This is a genomic window from Pseudomonas lactucae (genome assembly GCF_016937615.1).
GTDB lineage: Bacteria > Pseudomonadota > Gammaproteobacteria > Pseudomonadales > Pseudomonadaceae > Aquipseudomonas > Aquipseudomonas lactucae.
Genome location: NZ_JAFHKI010000088.1, coordinates 40,590 through 61,680, shown reverse-complemented (window position 1 = coordinate 61,680; position 21,091 = coordinate 40,590). Strand labels below are relative to the sequence as shown.

Sequence of the window (21,091 nt, the reverse complement as noted above, 5' to 3'; positions counted from 1 at the left end):
GTTCCTACAAACACAACACACAATGTTTCCACTACGCAGGCAGACGTCATGCCGATGAGGCACTGCCTGTTTGGTGAAACATCTACCTGAACGGGGTCAGCCTGCAATTGGCGCAAACCGGTTTGGCCTTGGTTGAAGCTTCAATTGATGGTTTGCAGGCAGATCCTGCTGCTCCCGATGGCGTCAGCCCAATCAACCCCCCCTCTCAAGGTAGCCAAACCCACCTACGCTTCAGTTAGGATGCTCGTTCCCTATTCGAGGCGGTCTCCATGTTCTTCGGCGTTCTCCTGATCATCACCTGGCTGATCCTGCTGCTGCGCTACCCGGCCAAAGCCCTGCCGGTTTCCCTCGCGGCCTTGGCGGGCCTGGGTTGCGTGGCCGTCTGGGTGGTGTGGCTGGACAATCGTGAAGCCTCGCAACTGGCGCGCCTGGAACTGCGCATCAGCTACGCGCCACAGGAATGCCCCGCCGACCGGCCGCTGAAACTGACCCTGAACAACGGCAACGACGTGCCCCTCACCGAATTGCGCTGGCGCGTCGCCGCCTATGCACCGGGGGATTCGGTCAACCTGGCCGACAACGTCTACGCCGCCCCGCGTTATCGCGGCCCCGGCGAGTTGCAGGCCGGCGCCACCTGGGACGATTGCCTGCCCACTCCACCGCTGCGCCCCGGCTATCGCCCGCAAACCCTGGAATTTCGCGCCGAGCACCTGCAAGGCAGTTTCTCGGACTGACAAAGGATTGAGCCATGCCCAACGTACTCATCACCGGTTGCTCCAGCGGCATCGGCCGCGCTTTGGCCGATGCCTTCAAGGCTGCAGGCTTCGACGTCTGGGCCGGCGCCCGCCGCATCGATGACGTCGCTGCCCTCACCGCCGCCGGCTTCCATGCCGTGCAACTGGACGTCAACGACAGCGCCGCCTTGCGCCATCTGGCCGAACAGTTGGGCGAGCTGGATGTACTGATCAATAACGCTGGCTACGGCGCCATGGGCCCGTTGCTCGACGGTGGCACCGAGGCGATGCAGCGCCAATTCGAGACCAATGTGTTTTCCATCGTCGGCGTGACCCAGGCATTGTTCCCGGCGCTGCGTAAACGCAAAGGGTTGGTGGTGAATATCGGCAGCGTTTCCGGGGTGCTGGTCACGCCATTTGCCGGCGCCTACTGCGCCTCCAAAGCCGCCGTGCATGCCTTGAGTGATGCATTGCGCATGGAGCTGGCGCCGTTCGGGATTAGGGTAATGGAAGTGCAGCCCGGCGCCATCGATACAAGTTTTGCGAAAAACGCCGGCGCCCAGGCGGAGTTGCTGATCAACGAGCAATCGCCGTGGTGGCCGTTGCGTGACGGTATTCGTGCTCGCAGCCAGGCGTCACAGGACAAGCCGACACCGGCCACCGAGTTTGCGGCGGATGTGCTCAAGGCTGTGCAACAGGCACAGCCGCCACGGCTATTACGGTCGGGCAATGGCAGCCGGGCGTTGCCGTGGATGGCCGCGTGGTTGCCCAAGGGGTTGCTGGAAGCCGTGCTGAAGAAACGCTTTGGTTTGGATGGCGTGTTGTAAGCGACCCTAGGATGAGTGCCATAATCACCGCCTGCCTCTGGAAACTGACTGGCCCCACAAGGGGAATGCGATGGAAATCAGAAAAATTCGACTGAATAATGTTGGTCGTTTTACCGACTTGGAAGTCGCCTTTGCGCCTACCGAAAAGCATGCGTCCAAGGTGACGGTGTTTGTGGGGAATAATGGGGCGGGGAAGACGACGATTTTGAAGTCGTTGGCGACGGCGCTCAGCTGGTTTGTAGAAAGCCTTCGAACAGAATCAGGTCGCGGCGACCTGATCGACGAAGAGCTGATTCACAATAGCGCCAGCGCAGCGACCATAACGATTGAAGTTGCGTCTCTCGACGGAAAAAACTCCAACTGGACCTTGACCAGAATGCGCAGAGGTTTCAAAACCATTAAACGCGGCGACCTGGAAGGTGCTCGTATTCTGGCGGACCAAATTAAAGATGCGCTAACGTTCTCTAACCGCCAATTATCGCTTCCTCTCATCGCTTATTACCCGGTGGAACGTTCAGTTCTAAAAGTACCGCTGGTGGTCAAGAAACGGCGGCCTGTTTTTCAGTTGGATGGATATGATAAATCACTGAATCAAGGTGTGGACTTCGGACGTTTCTTTGAATGGTTTCGTGACCGTGAAGACGTAGAGAACGAAGGCGCCATTTCAGGCTCCACTATGGAAAAACTGTCCAAAACGCTAGGTAAAAACAACGAGCTATGGAAAGAAATCCAAGCCGTAAATGCGTTATCTCAAGATAGCCAGCTAACCGCTGTACGCACTGCTATTGCGACGTTCATGCCCGGTTTCACCAATCTTCGCGTTGTACGTGACCCCTACCTGGAGATGGTTATAGATAAAGCCGGAAGCTCGTTGAATGTCCTGCAACTTTCTCAGGGTGAGAAATCCCTGATGGCATTGGTAGGCGATATTGCCCGCCGCCTCGCCATCATGAATCCGTTGCTGGAAAACGCATTGCATGGCAAAGGCGTCGTCCTCATCGACGAAGTAGACCTCCACCTCCACCCCAAATGGCAACGCCGCCTGATCCAGCAACTCACCGACACCTTCCCCAACTGCCAATTCATCCTGACCACCCACTCCCCACTGGTGATCAGCGATACCAAGGACGTCTTGTGCTACGTCCTTGATGATGGCGAGCTGGAAGAGCGCAACGGTCTCTACGGTCTGGACGCCAATCAGGTGCTGCTCAGCGTGATGGATACCGATGTGCGAAACAGCGAAGTTCAGGCGCGCCTCGATCGCTTGCTGGATCTGCTGCAAGACAAAAAACTGACACTGGCCAAGTCTCTCTTTAAAGAACTGTCCGCTGAGCTTCAACCCGGCCATATCGAACTCGCAAAAGCCGCTCTCCTGATCCGCAAGCTGGAGTTGCGCAGTGCGTAAGATCACCAAAGGAGACGAACCGGGGGCTCTGACGCAATGGAAGCGCGCAAATCCCAAGGGTGGCTACTCAGATTTAAGCGCCGAAGAAAGAACTCGCATTCGCCATGCCTGCATCGAAGAGCAGCATGGCCTGTGTGCGTATTGCTGCCATGAAATCACCTTAAACAGCGCCCACAACGAACACGTTGAAGCCAGGCAAACCGCGCCCCACCGTTCGCTGGACTTCTCCAACATCGTTGCCAGTTGCAACCGCAGCAAACAATGCGGCAAAGCACACGCCCATCACTGTTTGCCACTCACATCCTTGATGGATGAATGCGAAACCGAGCTGAAATTTTATCTCTCCGGCCGCGTCGAGGGGCTGAGCGCTAGAGCCGCGACCTCCATCCAAGTGCTGAACCTTGGAGACTCTCGAGAAAACAATCGCGCTCTGTTCGGCGCTAGAAAGTCGATTCTGGACGCGCTGCTTTACAACAGCGGAATGGAAGACGATGACCTTGAAGTAGCTGACATCGACTTATTAATGGCACTCAAGGAAGAACTGGAACAGCCCGACGCCAACAACCGCCTGAAACCCTTCGCCCCCGTGCTGGTGAATGTGATTCGCCAATTAAGCGCCTGATAACGAGTACCCTCATGATCGACTACAACGACTTTTTCGAAGAAGTGATCCAGACCCACGTCGAGATCGAGCAATGGTTTGCCGGCGTCGCGCCTGAGGGCACCCTGCAAAATTTGCTGGCGCGCTTTTCGCCTGAATTCAGCATGGTCGCCCCCGCCACCGGCACGCGGGTGAATGCGGCCGGGGTCAAAGCGCTGTTCACGCGCCTGGGCGGCATGCGGCCGGGGTTGAAGATCACCTTGAGTGAAATGGCCGGGATTGACCGGCATGCGCGCGGGGCGACGGTGACTTATCGTGAGCGCCAGATTGATGACAGCGGTACGCAGACCGATCGACGTGCCACCGTGGTGTTCGAAAAACAGGCCAGTGGCGCGCTGCTCTGGCGCCATTTGCATGAAACCTTTATCAAGGCATAACACGGTCAAATGTGGGAGGGGGCCTGGTCAACGATCACCGTGCAAGTAATCCCCGCCGCCAACAACACCCCGTCCGGCACCTCATCAATATGAATCCGCACCGGCACCCGCTGGGCCAATCTCACCCAGTTGAAGGTCGGGTTCACATCCGCAATCAACTCGCGGCTCTGCGGGTTATCGCGGTCGTAGATGCCACGGGAAATGCTTTCCACATGTCCCTTGAGTGTCTCACCGCTCATCAATTGCATATCGGCTTTATCGCCGACCTTCACATGGGGCAACTTGGTCTCTTCAAAGAAGCCATAGACCCAGAACGAGTTCATATCCACCACGGCCATCTTGGCTTCGCCGATGCGCGCGTAGTCACCGCGATGCACGTTGAGGTTGGTGACATAACCGTCTACCGCCGCCAGCACTTGCGTGCGTTTCAGGTTGAGTTCGGCGGCTTCCAACTCGGCCAGTGCGTGCTGGTAATCCGCCTGGGCCGAGTCGGCGATGTTGCTCGCGTCGTCGCGGTTTTCCCTGGAGATCACCAGGGCATCGAGGTCGGCGCGGCGGTGGGCGTTGAGTTTGCGCATTTCCCAGGTGGCCTTGCGTGAAGCGACCAACGACTGCGCCTGTTTGACAGCGATGCGGTAGTGCTCGGGGTCGATCTGCATCAGCAGGTCGCCCTTTTTTACCAACTGGTTATCGCGCACCGGCACGTCAACCACCACGCCGGTGACGTCGCCGCCACGTTGATGATATCGGCGCGCACGCGGCCGTCGCGAGTCCAGGGCGTCTCCATGTAGTGCACCCACAACGTGCGGCCAATCCAGATCGCCAGGGCCAGTACAAGCAAGGTGGCGAGCAGGCTGAAAAACTTTTTCATCGGGGCATTCTCAACGGTAGACGCTCAGCGCCAGGGCGCCGAACAGGCAAACGAACAAACTCAGGCGCAGCAACGCCGGGTGCCAGAAAAAACGGTACAGGTCGAACCCGGCCAGGAAACGGTCCAGCGCCCAGGCCAGCACTGCGGCGATCAGGAACATCAGGGTCATGGTCGGCATGTACAGGCCGTGGAACGCGATTTCACGGGGCATGCGGGGCTCCTTTGAGGGCCGCCAACGGCGATTGCGGATCGAGCAACGAGGTGCGGATAAAGTGCAGGTAGCTCTTCACCCGGCGCAGGGCCGAGGTGTCGAAGTGCGGGGCGAAGGGTTCGTCGGTGGCTTGCACGCGGCTGATCGCATGGTCGACGGCGATCAGCCCACGCTCCAGATTGCTGGCGCTGGGTTGCAGGAACAGCCGCACCAATGAACGGCCCATCACCCGGATCGCCTGGCGCCACGGCTGGGATTGGGCATAGGCCGGATGCACCGGCAAGATCGCCTGTTCCTTGCGCAACTCGATGATCGCGTGGCCGACTTCCAGCACCACGAACATCCAGCGCAACAGGTCGCGCTGCACCTGCGGCTGGCCGACGGCGAGGCCGTAGGCCTGGTGCAGCAGATCACGGGTACGGCTCTCGAAGCTCGACGTCAGGCCCTTGAGCTTGCCGCTGATCGCGTACACCACTTGCTCGCGCAGGTCCTGCTCCAGGCGGCGCCACAACCAGCGGCTGTTGGGCGGCAGGATGATCGCGCCGGCGGCTGCGCACACCAGCATGCCGAGGACCATGGCGATGTAGTCGTTGATAAAGGCGTAGGGGTTGTAGACCGTCAGGTTGTCCGGCACTGAACCGGTGCTGAAGAAGATCAACAGGCCCACGCCGACACCGGCGTATTGCGGGCGCGACGCGAGGAAAGCACCGAGGATGATCACCGGCGCGAGCATCACGCACAGCAATGGGAAACCGTCGATCAACGGAAACACGAAGAACATCTCGACAAAGCCCACCAGCGCACCGATCAAGGTGCCGCAGGCCATCTGGAACGCCATGCGCTTGGGGTTGGGCGTGGCGGCGGACAGACCGACGGTGGCGGCGGCGATCAACGTCATGGTGGCGCCGCTGGGCCAGGCCGTGGCCACCCAGTAACTGCCGAGCACGATCAGGATAAACGACGCACGAATGCCCGAAGCGGCACAGGCCAGCCAGTTGGTTTTTGGTGTGTAGGGCTCGTCCCAATCTTCCCGCGCGTGGGAGTGATCGGCCAGGGAGGCGTGGGTTTGCGCGTAGTTGTGCAGGTCATCGACAAAGCGGTACAGCAACTCGTAGGCGGTATGAAAATCCAGTTGCTCGGCGTCGCTGGGGTTGCCCTGCTGGAAGGCCGTGCGCAGGCTGCGCACCGTAGCGGGCAGGCCGTCCTTATAGGCGCTGAGTTGGCTGACCAACCGCGCGGCGTCGGGGCTGGTGAGCGCGCGGCCGGAAAAACCGTCGAGCACTTCGGCCAGGTCTTGCAGGCCCGGTTTGATCGCGGCAACCACATGATCAGCCGCGTCGCTGCGCAGCCGTTCCAGCAACTGGTGCAGGGCATTGAAGCGTGTGGTGATGCTCATGAATTCGCTGTTGAGGCGACTGAGCCGCCCGTTGCGCCGCCGCATGTGCGGGTCTTCGAACACGGTGATGCTGCGCAGCCCTTCCAGGCCCACGGCTTCGGCGATAAAGCGCACGTTGCTGGCCTCGAACCCTTCGCGCTGGCTGCGACCGCGCAGGCCGTCGGTGACGAACAACGCGAACACGCCAAAGCGCTGGTACAAGGCGTTGCGCATGGCGGCGCTGGCGGTTTGCGGCAGGATCGCCGCGCTGACCAGCGTTGCGCAGAGGATCCCCAGGGAGATTTCCAGCACGCGCCACACCGCCGCCATGAACGCGCCGTCCGGATGGGCCAGCGCCGGCAAACCGACCATCGCCGCCGTATACCCGGCCAGCACAAAACCATAGGCGCGAAAGTTGCGGTTACGCGTGGCGCCGGCCGTGCAAATGCCCACCCAGATCGCCAGCGCGCCAAGGAACAATTCGGTGTTCTGCGCAAACAAGGCGATCAGCAACACCATCACCGCCGAGCCCGCCAGGGTACCGAGGAAGCGATAAAAACTCTTGGCGAACACCTGGCCGCTTTGCGGCTGCATCACGATAAACACGGTGATCATTGCCGTGCGCGGTTGCGGCAGTTCCAGGCGCATGGCCAACCACAGGGTGAGAAACGCCGCGATCAGCACCTTGAAGATATACAACCAGGTCACGCCGTCGCTGCGTGCCCAGTCGAAAAAACCACGGCGCCACTCAAGGGCATACAGCCAGCGCAGCGGTGCAGGCAAGGGCGTCATCGCAACCTACTCAGTGATCGAACACGGCCAGCGCCGCCGGGGTTTTGCTCGGAAGGGTCCGGGCATCTTGGGGTACGTCCCTGCCGGCATCGAGGCCGCCGCCCAAGGCCGTCACCAGTTCGGCATGCACACTCAGGAGCGCCGCCTGTACCTGCTGTTCGATCTGTTGTTGGCGAAACAGCAGGGTCTGGGCGTTGAGCACATTCAGGTAATCGGTGAGGCCGCGCTGGTAGGCGACCGTCGCGATGTCATAGGTTTTCTGCGCCGAGGCCACCGACTGCGCGGCGAACAACGATTGCTTGTCCATCGATTCGCGGCGGATCAACTGGTCGCTGATGCCCTTGAGCGCATTGACCAGGGTCTGGTTGTAGCGCGCCACGGCGAGGTCATAGCCCGCGCTGGCTTCACCCAGCTCAGCCCGCAGACGGCCGCCGTCGAAGATCGGCAAGGTAATCGCCGGGCCGACGCTGTAGTTGAATTTTTTGCCCGCCAGAAACGCCAGCATGCCGCCGCCGGTGGCCATATAGCCGAGGCTGCCGACCAGATCGACGTTGGGGTAGAACCCTGCATGAGCCACGTCGATTCCGCGCGCCTGGGCCGCGACTTGCCAGCGGCTGGCGACCACGTCCGGGCGCTGGCCGAGCAATTGCGCGGGCAAGGTCGCCGGCAGTTTCAATGGCGCGGCCAGAGACAGGCTCGGGCGTTGCAGCTGCGCGCCCTGCCCCGGCCCTTTGCCCGCCAATGCGGCCAACTGGTTGCGGCTCAGGGCGATGGCTTCGTCGAGGGCGTCCAGTTGGCGATGGGTCTCCGGCAACGGGGTTTCGGCCTGGCTCACGTCCAAATGCGTGCCGATGCCGGCGTTCAGGCGTTTGTTGGCCAGATCGAGGATCTGCTGTTGCTGGGCGAGCGTCGCGGCGACGATATCGCGGTTGGCGTAGTGTAACGACAGCTGGATATAGGCGCGCACGACGTTGTTCTGCAGTTCGAGCTGGGCCTGGCGCGCGTCGGCGACGCTCATGTGCGCCAGGTCCACGGCACGCTCGGTGGCGTTGCGTTCGCGGCCCCACAGGTCGAGCGCGTAGCTCAGGCCCAACGACGAATTGTTGTCCCAGGTGTTGGCACCGCTCAATTCGCCGGGGCCGTAGAACTGATCCTTGGGCCAGTTGTGGCGCTTGAGGGTGGTGTCGCTGTTGATCTGCAACGACTCGGCCGACTCGGTAACCCCGGCCATGGCCCGCGCTTCACGCACCCGCGCGGCGGCCATGGCCATGCTCGGGCTGTCGCGGGTGGCCAGCTCGACCCAGCGGTCGAGTTGCGGGTCGCCGTAGGCTTGCCACCACTGGGCGGTGGGCCAATGGGCATCCTGGGCGGCGCTCTGGATGGCTTCGTCGGTGGCCAGGGTATTGGCGTTGAGGGCCTGGCCCTGGGGGGCGATTCCTCCGGTTCCGATGCAGCCGCTGATAGCTAACGTTAAAGCCCAAACACTGAGAGTCTTCAGCTCTCTGCTGATGCGACGCGGCACGGCAAGCGAATTCCTGAGGTGGTGATGCACGGTAGGTGGCGCAATTCTAGGCGGCGGCATGGGGCACGATAAGCAGGTATTCCTGTGATTCTTTATTACCGTTCAGGCGATAATCCATTGGTAGGGATCACTGGTCGGCGTAACTTTCTGTCACAATTTGCTATCTCCCCAGAGAACACTCCATGGACACCTTGCAAAACATGCGCGCCTTCAGTTGTGTGGCCGACGCCGGCAGCTTCACCGCCGCCGCCGCGCAACTGGACACCACCACGGCCAACGTCTCGCGCGCGGTCTCCAATCTGGAGGCCCATCTGCAAACCCGCTTGCTCAACCGCACCACCCGGCGCATTGCCCTCACCGAGGCGGGTAAACGCTACCTGCTGCGCTGTGAACAGATCCTCGCCTACGTCGAAGAAGCCGAAGCCGAGGCCAGCGACGCCCACGCACGCCCCGCCGGGCAGTTGAAAGTGCACACCATGACCGGCATCGGCCAGCACTTCGTGATCGACGCTATCGCTCGCTACCGCCGTACCCACCCGGACGTGACCTTCGACCTGACCCTGGCCAACCGCGTGCCGGACCTGCTCGACGAGGGCTACGACGTGTCCATCGTGCTGGCCAGCGAGCTGCCGGATTCGGGCTTCGTCTCCCAGCGCCTGGGTATCACCTACAGCATCGCCTGCGCCTCGCCGGATTACGTCAAGGCCAAGGGCTGCGCGCACCGTCCCCATGACCTGCTCAACCATGCCTGCCTGCGCCTGGTCAGCCCGGTGGTTCAGTTGGACAAGTGGACCTTCAACGGCCCCGAAGGCCAGGAGAGCGTGGCGATCAACACCTCGCCCTTCCTGGTGAACTCGGCGGACGCGATGAAAACCGCGATCACCAGCGGCATGGGCGTCGGCCTGTTGCCGGTGTATGCAGCCATCGAAGGCCTGCGCAACGGCACGCTGGTGCGGGTGATGCCCAACTACCGCTCCCAGGAGCTGAACCTGTATGCCATCTACCCGTCACGCCAGTACCTGGATGCGAAGATCAAGACCTGGGTGGAATACCTGCGCGGTTCGTTGCCGGAAATTCTGGCGGCGCATCAGGCGGAGTTGGTGGCGTATGAATTGAGCGGCAGTTTGGGTGGGGCGCGGTTGTCGAACTGACTGATGTCTACCAGACGATAGAGATCAAATGTGGGAGGGGCAGTGTCCTGACAATTGTCGGCAGGAATGTTAGCGTGCTTGGCATTCTTCCGTAGTCGATGAGCCGCCTGCCATGAAAAAGACTGTCCTCGCCTTCAGCCGTATCACTCCGCCAATGATCGAACGCCTGCAACAGGATTTCGAGGTGATCGCGCCCAACCCCAAGCTGGGTGACATCAATGCGCAGTTCAACGAAGCCCTGCCCCACGCCCATGGCCTGATTGGCGTGGGACGCAAGCTGGGCCGGGCGCAACTCGAAGGCGCGAGCAAACTGGAGGTGGTGTCCAGCGTATCGGTGGGCTACGACAACTACGACGTGCCGTACTTCAACGAGCGCGGGATCATGCTCACCAACACCCCGGATGTGCTCACCGAAAGCACCGCCGACCTGGCCTTTGCCCTGCTGATGAGCAGCGCACGGCGGGTGGCGGAGTTGGATGCCTGGACCAAAGCCGGCCAGTGGAAAGCCAGTGTCGGTGCGCCGTTGTTTGGCAGCGATGTGCATGGCAAGACCCTGGGCATCGTCGGCCTGGGCAATATTGGCGCGGCCGTGGCCCGTCGTGGGCGCCTGGGCTTCAACATGCCGATCCTGTACAGCGGCAACAGCCGCAAGGTCGAGCTTGAGCAGGAACTGGGCGCGCAGTTTCACAGCCTGGAGCAGTTGCTGGCCGAGGCGGATTTCGTCTGCCTGGTGGTACCTTTGAGTGACAAGACCCGCCACCTGATCAGCACCCGTGAGTTGGCGCTGATGAAGTCCAGCGCGATCCTGATCAACATCTCCCGCGGCCCGGTGATAGACGAACCGGCGCTGATCCAGGCCCTGCAAAACCAGACCATTCGTGGCGCCGGGCTGGATGTGTATGAGCAGGAGCCATTGGCCGAGTCGCCACTGTTCCAACTGAGCAATGCCGTGACCCTGCCGCATATCGGCTCGGCGACCCACGAAACCCGTGAAGCCATGGCCAACCGCGCCCTGGACAACCTGCGCAGCGCCCTGCTGGGCCAACGCCCGCAGGACCTGGTGAACCCGCAGGTGTGGAAGGGCTGACACACACTCAATGTGGGAGGGGCTGGCCAAGTCCGACACAAAATCCGGTTAAAGCCTGGCTCTCCCAAGTCGATAACCTTCCATAGAAGATCGTCATCCCTGATCCACAGAAGGTTCTTATGCCCACCACTAAAGCCCGCGCAGACTCACTCTCGCTTCTGCTCTTTACCTTGCGCAGCGGCAAGCTGATGGCCATCAACCTGCTGAAAGTCAGCGAAATCATCCCCTGCCCGCCGCTGACCAAGCTGCCGGAGTCGCACCCCCACGTCAAAGGTATCGCCACCTTGCGCGGTAACTCGTTGGCGGTAATCGACCTGAGTCGCGCCCTGGGGGAAATGCCCCTGGAAGACCCGGATGGCGGTTGCCTGATCGTCACCGACGTGAGCCGTTCCAAACAGGGCCTGCATGTGCAGGCGGTGAGCAAGATCGTGCACTGCCTGACCACCGATATCCGCCCACCGCCCTACGGTTCCGGCGGCAACCGCGCGTTTATCACCGGGGTGACCCAGGTCGAGGGCGGGCTGGTGCAGGTGCTGGATATCGAAAAGGTCATCCATGGCATCGCCCCGGCACCGGTTGAAGTGGCGCCGACCGACCTGACCATGGAAGAAGCGGAAGTCTTGGGCCACGCGCGGATTCTGGTGGTAGACGACAGCCAGGTCGCCCTGCAGCAATCGGTGCACACCCTGCGCAACCTCGGCCTGACGTGCCATACCGCGCGCAGTGCCAAGGAAGCCATTGATGTGCTGCTGGAGTTGCAAGGCACGGCCGAGGAAATCAACGTGGTGGTGTCGGACATCGAGATGTCCGAGATGGACGGTTACGCCCTCACCCGCACCTTGCGTGAAACCCCGGACTTCCAACATCTCTATGTGCTGCTGCACACCTCCCTGGACAGCGCGATGAACAGCGAAAAAGCGCGCCTGGCCGGGGCCAACTCGGTGCTGACCAAATTCTCCTCGCCGGAATTGACCAAGTGCCTGGTGATCGCCGCCCAAAGCGTCGCGCAACAAAGGCGGTAAGGGTTGGCCGAGTATTACCAGCTGCTGCGCCGTCACCTGACCGGCAGCCTGCCTGCGCCGCAGTGGCCGGCCAATACCCAGCTGGATCAGTATCGCGACGACCTCGCCCCAGCGATTCATGCCGTGTTGCGCATGACCCAGGAGCAGGGTGGCGGCCGGGTGCCCAGCCTGCAAACCTGGCAGCGACAGTTCACGACCGATGCCGAGTTCGACCCCAGGCTATGCCTGGTGGCCAGCAACGACGAGGGCATCCTTGGCGTGGCGCAGTGCTGGACCAGCGCGTTTATCAAGAACCTGTCCGTGCACCCCTGTGCCCAGGGCCAGGGGTTGGGCCGAGCCTTGTTGCTGCAGTGCTTCCAGGTGTTCAAGCAGCGCGGCGAACCCTATGTGGATCTCAAGGTGCTGGAAAGCAACCTGCGCGCCCGGCATCTGTACGAAAGCGCAGGCATGGTGTTTGTGCTGCGCGATGTCGTCGCCGAGGACTGACGGACGCTGGCGCATAACTTGCTTCCAACAGAGGAGCAAGGGTGCAAAGAGGTGAAAACCCGTCACCCATGCTGCATGCCCTCTGACCTAGCCTGGTGACAGATCTGCCAATGAAAACTCACTTTTCCTGCGTCGGTTGCGGCAAATGCTGCAGCGACCACCATGTGCCCCTGACCCTCGACGAAGCCCGTATGTGGGCGGCGGACGGCGGTAATGTCATCGTGCTGGTGGAGGGGTTCCTGGGCAATGGCCTGGGCCTGCCGGTGCAACAGCGCGAGCACGCCGAACGCCGTTCGGTGGTGGTGCCCAGTGGCAGCGCCGAGGCCTTCGTGGCGATCACCTTTGCCGCGTACAACGCCGGTCGCTGCCGGAATCTTGACGAAGACAACCTGTGCCGCATCTATGAGCGCCGCCCGCTGGTGTGCCGGATCTACCCGATGGAGATCAATCCGCATATTCCCTTGAACCCCGCCGCCAAGGACTGCCCAGCCGAGTCCTGGGAACAGGGCCCGGCGCTGATCGTGGGTGGCGAGTTGGTGGACCTGGAACTGACGGAGCTGATCCGCCGCTCGCGCCAGGCCGACCGGGATGACGTGCAGACCAAAGAAGCGGTGTGCGCCTTGCTGGGTATTCGCACCACGGCACTCAAGGGTGACGGGTTTACCGCGTACCTGCCGGACATGGGCGCGTTCACCCAGGCCATTGAGCTGGCGGTTGAGCGGCCGTCCATGGCCAGCGAGTGGGTGTTTCATGTATCGGGCATGGACATCGCCGAACAGTTGCTGGACGCCGGGGCGCAGATTGCCACCGAGGTGCCGGCCAACTATGCGTTTATCCCGCTCAGGGCTGCCTGAGTCGATTACGTCTCGGGCGCGACGTCCAGCCGGTAAGGCTGGATGATCCGCTGGTACTCACCGTTCTGCATCAACTGTTCCAGGGCACTATTGAGTGCGGTACGCAGCGCCGTATCCGACTTGCGCACCGCGATCGCCACACCATCGCCCAACAGCGCCGCCGTGACGGGCTCGCCTACAAAATCGAAATCCTGGCCGGCCTCGGTGTCGAGCAGGGCTTGTCGAATTTCCACGGTGCCCTGCAAGGTTGCATCGATCTCGCCGGCGACCAGACTGCGGACCAGATCGTCATTGAGCCAGAAGCTCTTGACGATGACGCCCCTGGGCGCCCACTTCGAGTGGGCAAAGGCTTCGCGATTGCTGCCCAGCAAAACACCGACCCGCTTGCCCTTGAGCGACTTTGCGCTGGGCAACAGGCCGGATCGGCGGCGAGCCACCAGGCGCGTGGTGAAGGGGTAGAGGTTATCGGTGAAGCTTGCCCAGCGTCGCCGTTCGGACGTGGGCGCCATGCCCATGATCGCGTCGAACCTGTGGGCTTCAAGGGCGCGAAAATCTTCGACCTGCACCTGGTCGACCCAGGTGCAACGCCAATTCAGTTGCGCACACAGGGCGTGACCCAACTCGATGTTCAAGCCAACCAACTGCCCTTGCGGGTTGCGGCTCTGGAAGGGCGGGAAAAGCGCCGCGACGCCGAAACGGATTTCACCCTGGGGGTGTTCATCCGCCGCAACAGTGCCAACCGAAAGCAAGAGGGCAAGCGCTACACCGATGTGTATCAGGGCCATAGGAAACGTCCTTTTCCGCAGAGACAAGCTTCACCACGCCCTACCCGGCAATCAGCAGGACAGAGCAGCAACGCAGCAAGCTTTCAAGAAACGGTCGTACGCATACAATAAGAAGATTCAGCAGATGCTGTAGGCAACAGTCGATACAGACTTCGCCCTATTAATCTCAGCGTTTACCCATCGAACGACGTGTGCCGGGTGGCGGCATGCCCGGCGACTGGGTGTGGCCGTTCTTCGCGCCGTTTTTGTACCAAGGCTGCCCCGCCCCCTTGGCGCTGGCCAACTCACCCGGCTTGAACGGAAACTTGAACGCTGGGATTTCGGCTTTTTCAACGCCATCAGGGCTGGCCGGATCGACGATGTCGGTCGCTTCAACAGAGGGGTGTGTCGGGGAAGTCATAGGGGCTCCGGTGCAGCTATTTGTGTGAAAGCGCGAGTATAGCGAGGCCGGGGCGCCAAGCGGTAAGCTTCAAGCGGCAAGTTAAGAGCGCTAGCTGTCCGCTCTGTCAGTTTGGCGTCACGCTCCTGACCGAATCACAGCGCTATAAAGCTTCTATCCTCCTCCAACTTGCAGCTTGCAGCTTAAAACCTGCAACTGCGCCTGCGGCGCCGACCTATGCCTATTCAACGCAAAACCGTCCTGATCGTGGGTGTCCTCGTGGTGCTAGCGGTTGCTGCCTGGGCGCTGACCCGACCGCCCAAGGCCAGGCTGGCGGCGCCCGTCGCGATCCCGGTGCGCGTGGTGAGCGTGGCGCAGCAGGACATTCCACGCTTTGTCAGCGGCATCGGCACGGTGTTGTCGCTGCACAGTGTGGTGATTCGTCCGCAGGTCGACGGCATCCTCACCCAGGTACTGGTCAAGGAAGGCCAATTGGTCAAGGCCGGCGACCTGCTGGCCAGCATCGATGACCGTTCGATTCGCGCCAGCCTTGACCAGGCCAAGGCGCAATTGGGCGAGAGCCAGGCGCAATTGCAAGTGGCGCTGGTCAACCTCAAGCGCTACAAGCAATTGAGCGTCGACGACGGCGTGTCCAAGCAGACCTACGACCAACAACAAGCCTTGGTCAACCAGCTCAAGGCCACCGCCCAGGGCAACCAGGCCGCTATCGATGCGGCCAAGGTGCAACTGTCCTACACGCAAATTCGCTCACCGGTCAGTGGCCGCGTCGGTATTCGCAACGTGGACGAAGGAAACTTCCTGCGCACCAGCGATGCCCAGGGTTTGTTCTCCGTGACCCAGATCGACCCGATCGCCGTCGAATTCTCGCTGCCGCAACAGATGCTGCCGACCCTGCAAGGCCTGATCGCCGCGCCCACACGGGCCAGTGTCGACGCGTACCTGGGCGCCGACACCGACGGCCAGACCGGCGACCTGCTGGGCGAAGGCCACTTGAGCCTGATCGACAACCAGATCAGCTCCACCACCGGCACCCTGCGCGCCAAGGCCGAGTTCAACAATGCTGCGCAACGCCTGTGGCCGGGGCAACTGGTGACCATCAAGATCCAGACCGCCTTCGACAAGAACGCCTTGGTGGTGCCGCCGACGGTGGTACAACGCGGCCTGGATTCGCACTTTGTATACCGGGTCAACGCTGACAAGGTCGAGGTGGTACCGGTGCAGGTGACCTATCAGGACAGCGACGTGAACATCATCAAGGGCGTGCAGGCCGGGGATGTACTGGTCAGCGATGGTCAGTCGCGGCTCAAGGCCGGTGCGCAGGTGCAGGTGCTCAAGGAACCGCCGCAGGTGATCCAGACCGTCGATGCCAAGGTGCAGCCGTGAGCCGCTCGCCGTCGGCCTGGTGCGTCGATCACCCGGTCGCCACCCTGTTGCTGACCTTTGCCCTGGTACTGCTCGGGATGATCGCCTTCCCGCGCCTGGCCATCGCGCCACTGCCGGAAGCGGAATTTCCCACCATACAGGTCACCGCCACGCTGCCCGGCGCCAGCCCCGACACCATGGCGTCCTCGGTGGCAACGCCCTTGGAGGTGCAATTCAGCGCTATCCCCGGCATGACCCAAATGACCTCCAGCAGCGCCTTGGGCTCCAGCCAGTTGACCCTGCAATTCACCCTCAACAAGAGCATCGACACCGCCGCCCAGGAAGTACAGGCGGCAATCAATACGGCGTCCGGCAAACTGCCCAGCGACATGCCGAGCCTACCGACCTGGAAGAAGGTCAACCCGGCGGACAGCCCGGTGCTGATCCTCAGCGTCAGTTCCGACAGCATGCCCAGCACCGAGCTGAGCGACTACGTGGAAACACTGCTGGCCCGACAGATCAGCCAGATCGACGGCGTAGGCCAGATCAACATCACCGGTCAGCAGCGTCCGGCCATCCGCGTGCAAGCCTCCGCCGACAAACTCGCCGCCATCGGCCTGACCCTCGCCGATCTGCGCCTGAGCATCCAGCAATCGAGCCTCAACCTGGCCAAGGGTGCGATCTATGGTGAGAACAGCGTGTCGACCCTGTCGACCAACGACCAGCTGTTTAAAGCGCAGGATTACGCGCAACTGATCGTGTCCTACAAAGATGGCGCGCCGGTTCAACTGCGCGACATCGCCAAAGTCATCAACGGCTCGGAAAATGCCTACGTACAGGCCTGGTCCGGCGACACGCCGGGGGTCAACCTGGTGATTTCGCGCCAGCCCGGCGCCAACATCGTCGAAACGGTCGACCGTATTCAAGCTGAGCTCCCACGCTTGCAAGCCATGCTGCCGGCCTCGGTGCAGGTCAGCGTATTGACCGACCGCACCAAGACGATCCGTGCCTCATTGCATGAAGTGGAAGTCACCTTGCTGATCGCGATTTTGCTGGTGGTGGCGGTGATGGCGCTGTTCCTGCGCCAGCTGTCGGCGACGCTGATTGTGTCCAGCGTGCTCGGCGTGTCGCTGGTAGCCAGTTTTGCACTGATGTACGTGATGGGTTTCAGCCTGAACAACCTGACCCTGGTCGCGATCGTGATCGCCGTCGGCTTTGTGGTGGACGACGCCATCGTGGTGGTGGAGAACATCCACCGGCATCTGGAGGCGGGGCTCGACAAACGCGAAGCGGCGATCAAGGGCGCCGGCGAGATTGGTTTTACCGTGGTCTCGATCAGCTTCTCGCTGGTGGCGGCGTTTATCCCGCTGCTGTTTATGGGCGGCGTGGTCGGGCGCTTGTTCAAGGAATTTGCGCTGACGGCGACCTCGACCATCCTGATTTCGGTAGTGGTGTCCCTGACCCTGGCGCCGACACTGGCCGCGCTGTTCATGCGTGCGCCGAGCCATCGCGCCCACGACAAACCCGGCTTCAGTGAACGCCTGCTGGCCGGTTACGCACGCAACCTGCGCCGTGCGCTGGCCCATCAACGCAGCATGGCCGTCATCTTCATCGTGACGTTGGCCCTGGCCGTGGTCGGCTACGTGTTTATTCCCAAGGGGTTCTTTCCGGTGCAAGACACCGGCTTCGTGCTCGGCACCAGCGAAGCGGCGGCTGACGTGTCGTACCCGGACATGGTCGCCAAGCACAAGGCCCTGGCCGAGATCATCAAGGACGACCCGGCGGTGCAGGCGTTTTCCCATTCGGTGGGGGTGACCGGCAGCAACCAGACCATCGCCAACGGCCGCTTCTGGATCGCCTTGAAAGACCGCGGTGATCGCGATGTGTCCGCCAGCCAGTTTATCGACCGCATTCGCCCGAAACTGGCGAAGGTGCCCGGCATCGTGCTGTATCTGCGCGCGGGCCAGGACATCAACCTCAGCTCCGGCCCCAGCCGTGCGCAGTACCAGTACGTACTCAAGAGCAACGACGGCCGACGCTCAATACCTGGACCCAGCGCCTCACCGAAAAACTGCGCGCCAACCCGGCGTTTCGCGACCTGTCCAACGACCTGCAACTGGGTGGCAGCATCACCCACATCAGCATCGACCGGCAGGCCGCCGCGCGCTTCGGCCTGACCGCCACCGATGTCGACCAGGCCCTGTACGATGCCTTCGGCCAACGCCAGATCAACGAGTTCCAGACCGAGATCAACCAGTACCAAGTGGTGCTGGAACTGGACACTCAACAGCGCGGCAAGGTCGAGAGCCTGAACTACTTCTACCTGCGCTCACCGCTCACCAACGAGATGGTGCCGCTGTCGGCCCTGGCCAAGGTCGACCCGCCCACCGTGGGGCCGTTGTCCATCAGCCACGATGGCATGTTCCCGGCCGCCAACCTGTCGTTCAACCTCGCCCCCGGCGTGGCGTTGGGCGATGCGGTGGTCATGCTCAACCAGGCCAAGAACGACATCGGCATGCCGTCCACCCTTATCGGCAATTTCCAGGGCGCGGCCCAGGCGTTCCAGAGCTCGCTGTCCAGCCAGCCGTGGCTGATCCTCGCGGCGTTGGTGGCGGTTTACATCATCCTGGGGGTGCTGTACGAGAGCTTCGTGCACCCGTTGACGATCATTTCCACCTTGCCCTCGGCGGGTTTGGGCGCACTGATCATGCTGTGGCTGATGGGCCAGGATTTTTCGATCATGGCGCTGATCGGCCTGGTGCTGCTGATCGGCATCGTCAAGAAGAACGGCATCCTGATGATCGACTTTGCTCTGGAGGCACAACGTGTTCGCGGATTGGCGCCGGAAGAAGCGATCTACGAAGCCTGCGTGACACGGTTCCGGCCGATCATCATGACCACCCTCGCCGCCCTGCTCGGCGCCGTGCCGCTGATGCTCGGCAGTGGCCCTGGCGCGGAGCTGCGCCAGCCGCTGGGTATTGCGGTGGTCGGCGGCTTGCTGGTGAGCCAGGCACTGACGTTGTTCACCACGCCGGTCATATACTTGTACCTCGAGCGTTTTTTCCACCGGCCCACACCCACGCCTGCGTTGGCGACCACAGATTGAGGCGGTGTCATGCGCATCCTGATTGTTGAAGATGAAGAGAAAACCGCGGACTACCTGCATCGCGGCCTGACGGAACAGGGCTACACCGTCGACGTGGCACGCGAAGGCGTCGAGGGGCTGCACCTGGCGCTGGAAAACGATTATGCGGTGATCGTGCTGGATGTGATGCTGCCCGGCCTCGACGGCTTTGGCGTGCTGCGCGCCTTGCGCGCGCGCAAGCAGACGCCGGTGATCATGCTCACCGCTCGCGAACGTGTGGAAGACCGCATCCGCGGCCTGCGCGAAGGCGCCGACGATTACCTGGGCAAGCCGTTTTCGTTCCTGGAACTGGTGGCGCGCCTGCAAGCCCTCACGCGCCGCAGCGGCGGGCATGAGCCGGTGCAAGTCACGGTGGCCGACCTGTGGATCGACCTGATCAGCCGCAAGGCCAGCCGCAACGGGGTGCGCCTGGACCTGACGGCCAAGGAATTCTCGCTGCTCAGCGTATTGGCGCGGCGCCAGGGTGAAATCCTGTCGAAGACGGCGATTGCGGAGATGGTCTGGGACATCAATTTCGACAGCGACGCCAATGTGGTCGAGGTGGCGATCAAACGCCTGCGCGCCAAGCTGGACGGCCCGTTCGAACACAAACTGCTGCACACCATTCGTGGCATGGGCTATGTGCTGGAGAACCGTAGTGTCGGCTAATTCCATCGCCCTGCGCCTGAGCGGCATGTTCACCCTGGTGGCGCTGCTGATCTTTGTGTTGATCGGCGGCGTACTCTATCAGCAGGTAGACCGCGGCCTGGGCCTGTTGCCGGGGGCGGAATTGGACGCGCGCTACAGTGTGCTGGAGTCTTCGGTGAATCGCTTTGGTACACCGGACCATTGGGTAAAGATCAAGGCCAAGCTCAAGCTGTTGGGCGAGGAAGACAAACGCATCCGCTTCTGGGTAGTCAGCAGCGACCCGAACTACGAATACGGTGAGCCGGACGCGCAGATCCGTGCCTTTGCCCAGGGCCCCACGGGTAAACGCGACTTGCGCCTGCCCGGCCACGCTGACCCGTTCAAGGTGCTGGTGAGCCAGTTTCCGGCCAAGGAGCAACGCCCGCCGCTGCGTTTCATGATTGCCATCGACACCGAAAATTTCCGGGCGACCCAGCACCATCTGCTGATGGCGCTGGTCAGCCTGGCGTTGGTTGGCGTGGTGTTGGCGGCACTGCTGGGTTTCTGGGTCTCGCGCCTGGGCCTCAAGCCGCTGGAAAAGCTCTCCGAGGAAGCGCAAAAACTTGCCCCGCCCAAACTCTCCAGGCGCCTGCAACTGTCGCCGCTGCCGCCGGAGCTCAAGCAATTCGTCAACTCGTTCAATGCCACTCTCGACCGCGTTGAGCAGGCCTATTCGCGTCTTGAATCCTTCAATGCCGACGTCGCCCATGAGCTACGCTCGCCGCTGACCAACCTGATCGGCCAGACCCAAGTGGCCCTGACCCGTGGGCGGTCCGCCGAACACTATCTGGAGGTGCTGGAATCCAACCTGGAAGAGCTGGAACGCCTGCGCTCGATCATCAACGACATGTTGTTCCTCGCCAGCGCCGACCAGGGCAGCAAGGCCACCAAGTTGAGCGAAAGCTCGCTGGCTGATGAAGTCGCGACCACCCTCGACTACCTGGACTTTATCCTGGAAGACGCTCAGGTCCAGGTGCAGGTCCACGGCGATGCCCAGGTGCAGATCGAAAAAGCCCACCTGCGCCGCGCGCTGATCAACCTGCTGAGCAATGCCGTGCAGCACACGGCGCCGGGGCAGGTGATCGAAGTCAACATTCAGGTGCTGGAACACCAGGTGGCGATCGACGTAACCAACCCTGGCGAGGCGATTGCCAGCGAGCATCTGCCACGGCTGTTTGAGCGTTTCTATCGGGTGGATGCGTCGCGCAGCAACAGCGGGGCCAATCATGGGTTGGGGCTGGCGATCGTCAAGGCAGTGGCGTTGATGCATGGTGGCGATGTGTTCGTACGCAGTGACAGCCGGGGCAATACCTTTGGCATCACCCTGCCTTTGTAATCACTTCGGTCAAGTATGAAGC

18 protein-coding genes and 2 pseudogenes are annotated in these 21,091 nt (G+C 61.8%); 14 read left to right on the top strand and 6 right to left on the bottom strand.

Annotation, left to right across the window (positions count from 1 at the left end; translation table 11 throughout):
* Positions 1 to 269: 269 nt before the first annotated feature.
* The 5 genes from JWR98_RS16905 to JWR98_RS16885 all read left to right on the top strand — a co-directional run bounded on the left by JWR98_RS16905 (position 270) and on the right by JWR98_RS16885 (position 4,004).
* Positions 270 to 734, top strand: coding sequence for a multidrug transporter (locus JWR98_RS16905; RefSeq protein WP_078731640.1), 465 nt, complete (start codon positions 270 to 272; stop codon positions 732 to 734).
* Between the two features lie 14 nt (positions 735 to 748).
* Positions 749 to 1,561, top strand: a complete 813-nt coding sequence (locus JWR98_RS16900; protein WP_078731639.1) for an SDR family oxidoreductase — start codon at positions 749 to 751, stop codon at positions 1,559 to 1,561.
* A gap of 70 nt (positions 1,562 to 1,631) precedes the next feature.
* The gene (locus tag JWR98_RS16895) at positions 1,632 to 2,966 is read left to right on the top strand and encodes an AAA family ATPase (protein WP_205490596.1); all 1,335 of its coding nucleotides are present in this window, start codon (positions 1,632 to 1,634) and stop codon (positions 2,964 to 2,966) included.
* A complete protein-coding gene (locus JWR98_RS16890; RefSeq protein ID WP_078731637.1) occupies positions 2,959 to 3,588 on the top strand; it encodes a retron system putative HNH endonuclease in 630 nt (209 codons plus the stop codon). Before JWR98_RS16895 ends, JWR98_RS16890 begins: the two co-directional genes overlap by 8 nt.
* A 14-nt stretch (positions 3,589 to 3,602) precedes the next feature.
* On the top strand, positions 3,603 to 4,004 hold the full coding sequence (locus JWR98_RS16885; RefSeq protein WP_078731636.1) for a DUF4440 domain-containing protein: 402 nt from the start codon (positions 3,603 to 3,605) through the stop codon (positions 4,002 to 4,004).
* A gap of 5 nt (positions 4,005 to 4,009) precedes the next feature.
* Here the strand turns inward: JWR98_RS16885 and JWR98_RS16880 are convergent.
* The 4 genes and pseudogenes from JWR98_RS16880 to JWR98_RS16865 form a co-directional block, all read right to left on the bottom strand.
* Positions 4,010 to 4,875 (bottom strand): annotated as a pseudogene (locus tag JWR98_RS16880) (efflux RND transporter periplasmic adaptor subunit).
* Positions 4,876 to 4,885: 10 nt separating this feature from the next.
* The gene (locus JWR98_RS16875) at positions 4,886 to 5,086 is read right to left on the bottom strand and encodes a DUF1656 domain-containing protein (protein ID WP_003171907.1); all 201 of its coding nucleotides are present in this window, start codon (positions 5,084 to 5,086) and stop codon (positions 4,886 to 4,888) included.
* Positions 5,076 to 7,253: an FUSC family protein gene (locus tag JWR98_RS16870; protein ID WP_205490593.1), complete on the bottom strand. Its 2,178-nt coding sequence runs from the start codon at positions 7,251 to 7,253 to the stop codon at positions 5,076 to 5,078. Before JWR98_RS16870 ends, JWR98_RS16875 begins: the two co-directional genes overlap by 11 nt.
* A 10-nt stretch (positions 7,254 to 7,263) precedes the next feature.
* On the bottom strand, positions 7,264 to 8,775 hold the full coding sequence (locus JWR98_RS16865; protein WP_205490590.1) for an efflux transporter outer membrane subunit: 1,512 nt from the start codon (positions 8,773 to 8,775) through the stop codon (positions 7,264 to 7,266).
* A 182-nt stretch (positions 8,776 to 8,957) separates the two neighbouring features.
* On the opposite strand from JWR98_RS16865, the gene JWR98_RS16860 reads away from it, so the two are divergent.
* The 5 genes from JWR98_RS16860 to JWR98_RS16840 all read left to right on the top strand — a co-directional run bounded on the left by JWR98_RS16860 (position 8,958) and on the right by JWR98_RS16840 (position 13,375).
* A complete protein-coding gene (locus tag JWR98_RS16860; protein ID WP_078731632.1) occupies positions 8,958 to 9,926 on the top strand; it encodes a LysR family transcriptional regulator in 969 nt (322 codons plus the stop codon).
* Between the two features lie 112 nt (positions 9,927 to 10,038).
* Positions 10,039 to 11,013 (top strand): 2-hydroxyacid dehydrogenase, encoded by a 975-nt coding sequence (locus JWR98_RS16855; RefSeq protein ID WP_205490588.1) that lies wholly within the window; start codon positions 10,039 to 10,041, stop codon positions 11,011 to 11,013.
* 119 nt (positions 11,014 to 11,132) lie between these two features.
* Positions 11,133 to 12,035: a chemotaxis protein CheV gene (locus JWR98_RS16850; RefSeq protein ID WP_078731630.1), complete on the top strand. Its 903-nt coding sequence runs from the start codon at positions 11,133 to 11,135 to the stop codon at positions 12,033 to 12,035.
* Positions 12,036 to 12,038: 3 nt separating this feature from the next.
* Entirely contained in the window at positions 12,039 to 12,521 is a 483-nt protein-coding gene (locus JWR98_RS16845; protein ID WP_078731629.1) for a GNAT family N-acetyltransferase, read from the top strand.
* Between the two features lie 110 nt (positions 12,522 to 12,631).
* Positions 12,632 to 13,375 (top strand): YkgJ family cysteine cluster protein, encoded by a 744-nt coding sequence (locus tag JWR98_RS16840; RefSeq protein ID WP_205490586.1) that lies wholly within the window; start codon positions 12,632 to 12,634, stop codon positions 13,373 to 13,375.
* Positions 13,376 to 13,380: 5 nt separating this feature from the next.
* On the opposite strand, the gene JWR98_RS16835 is transcribed toward JWR98_RS16840, so the two are convergent.
* Together JWR98_RS16835 and JWR98_RS16830 are read right to left on the bottom strand one after the other, a co-directional pair.
* Positions 13,381 to 14,160, bottom strand: a complete 780-nt coding sequence (locus tag JWR98_RS16835) for a transporter substrate-binding domain-containing protein (protein WP_078731627.1) — start codon at positions 14,158 to 14,160, stop codon at positions 13,381 to 13,383.
* Between the two features lie 166 nt (positions 14,161 to 14,326).
* Positions 14,327 to 14,560, bottom strand: coding sequence for a hypothetical protein (locus JWR98_RS16830; RefSeq protein ID WP_078731626.1), 234 nt, complete (start codon positions 14,558 to 14,560; stop codon positions 14,327 to 14,329).
* A 216-nt stretch (positions 14,561 to 14,776) separates the two neighbouring features.
* On the opposite strand from JWR98_RS16830, the gene JWR98_RS16825 reads away from it, so the two are divergent.
* From JWR98_RS16825 to JWR98_RS16810, 4 genes and pseudogenes are all read left to right on the top strand, one after another.
* Complete coding sequence (locus JWR98_RS16825) at positions 14,777 to 15,943, top strand: efflux RND transporter periplasmic adaptor subunit (protein ID WP_078731625.1); 1,167 nt, start codon at positions 14,777 to 14,779, stop codon at positions 15,941 to 15,943.
* Positions 15,940 to 19,028, top strand: a pseudogene (locus JWR98_RS16820) (multidrug efflux RND transporter permease subunit). Before JWR98_RS16825 ends, JWR98_RS16820 begins: the two are co-directional and overlap by 4 nt.
* A 9-nt stretch (positions 19,029 to 19,037) precedes the next feature.
* Complete coding sequence (locus tag JWR98_RS16815; RefSeq protein ID WP_003171890.1) at positions 19,038 to 19,715, top strand: heavy metal response regulator transcription factor; 678 nt, start codon at positions 19,038 to 19,040, stop codon at positions 19,713 to 19,715.
* Positions 19,705 to 21,069, top strand: a complete 1,365-nt coding sequence (locus JWR98_RS16810) for a heavy metal sensor histidine kinase (RefSeq protein WP_205490584.1) — start codon at positions 19,705 to 19,707, stop codon at positions 21,067 to 21,069. The genes JWR98_RS16815 and JWR98_RS16810 overlap by 11 nt, the downstream gene beginning before the upstream one ends.
* The last annotated feature ends 22 nt before the right edge of the window (positions 21,070 to 21,091 follow it).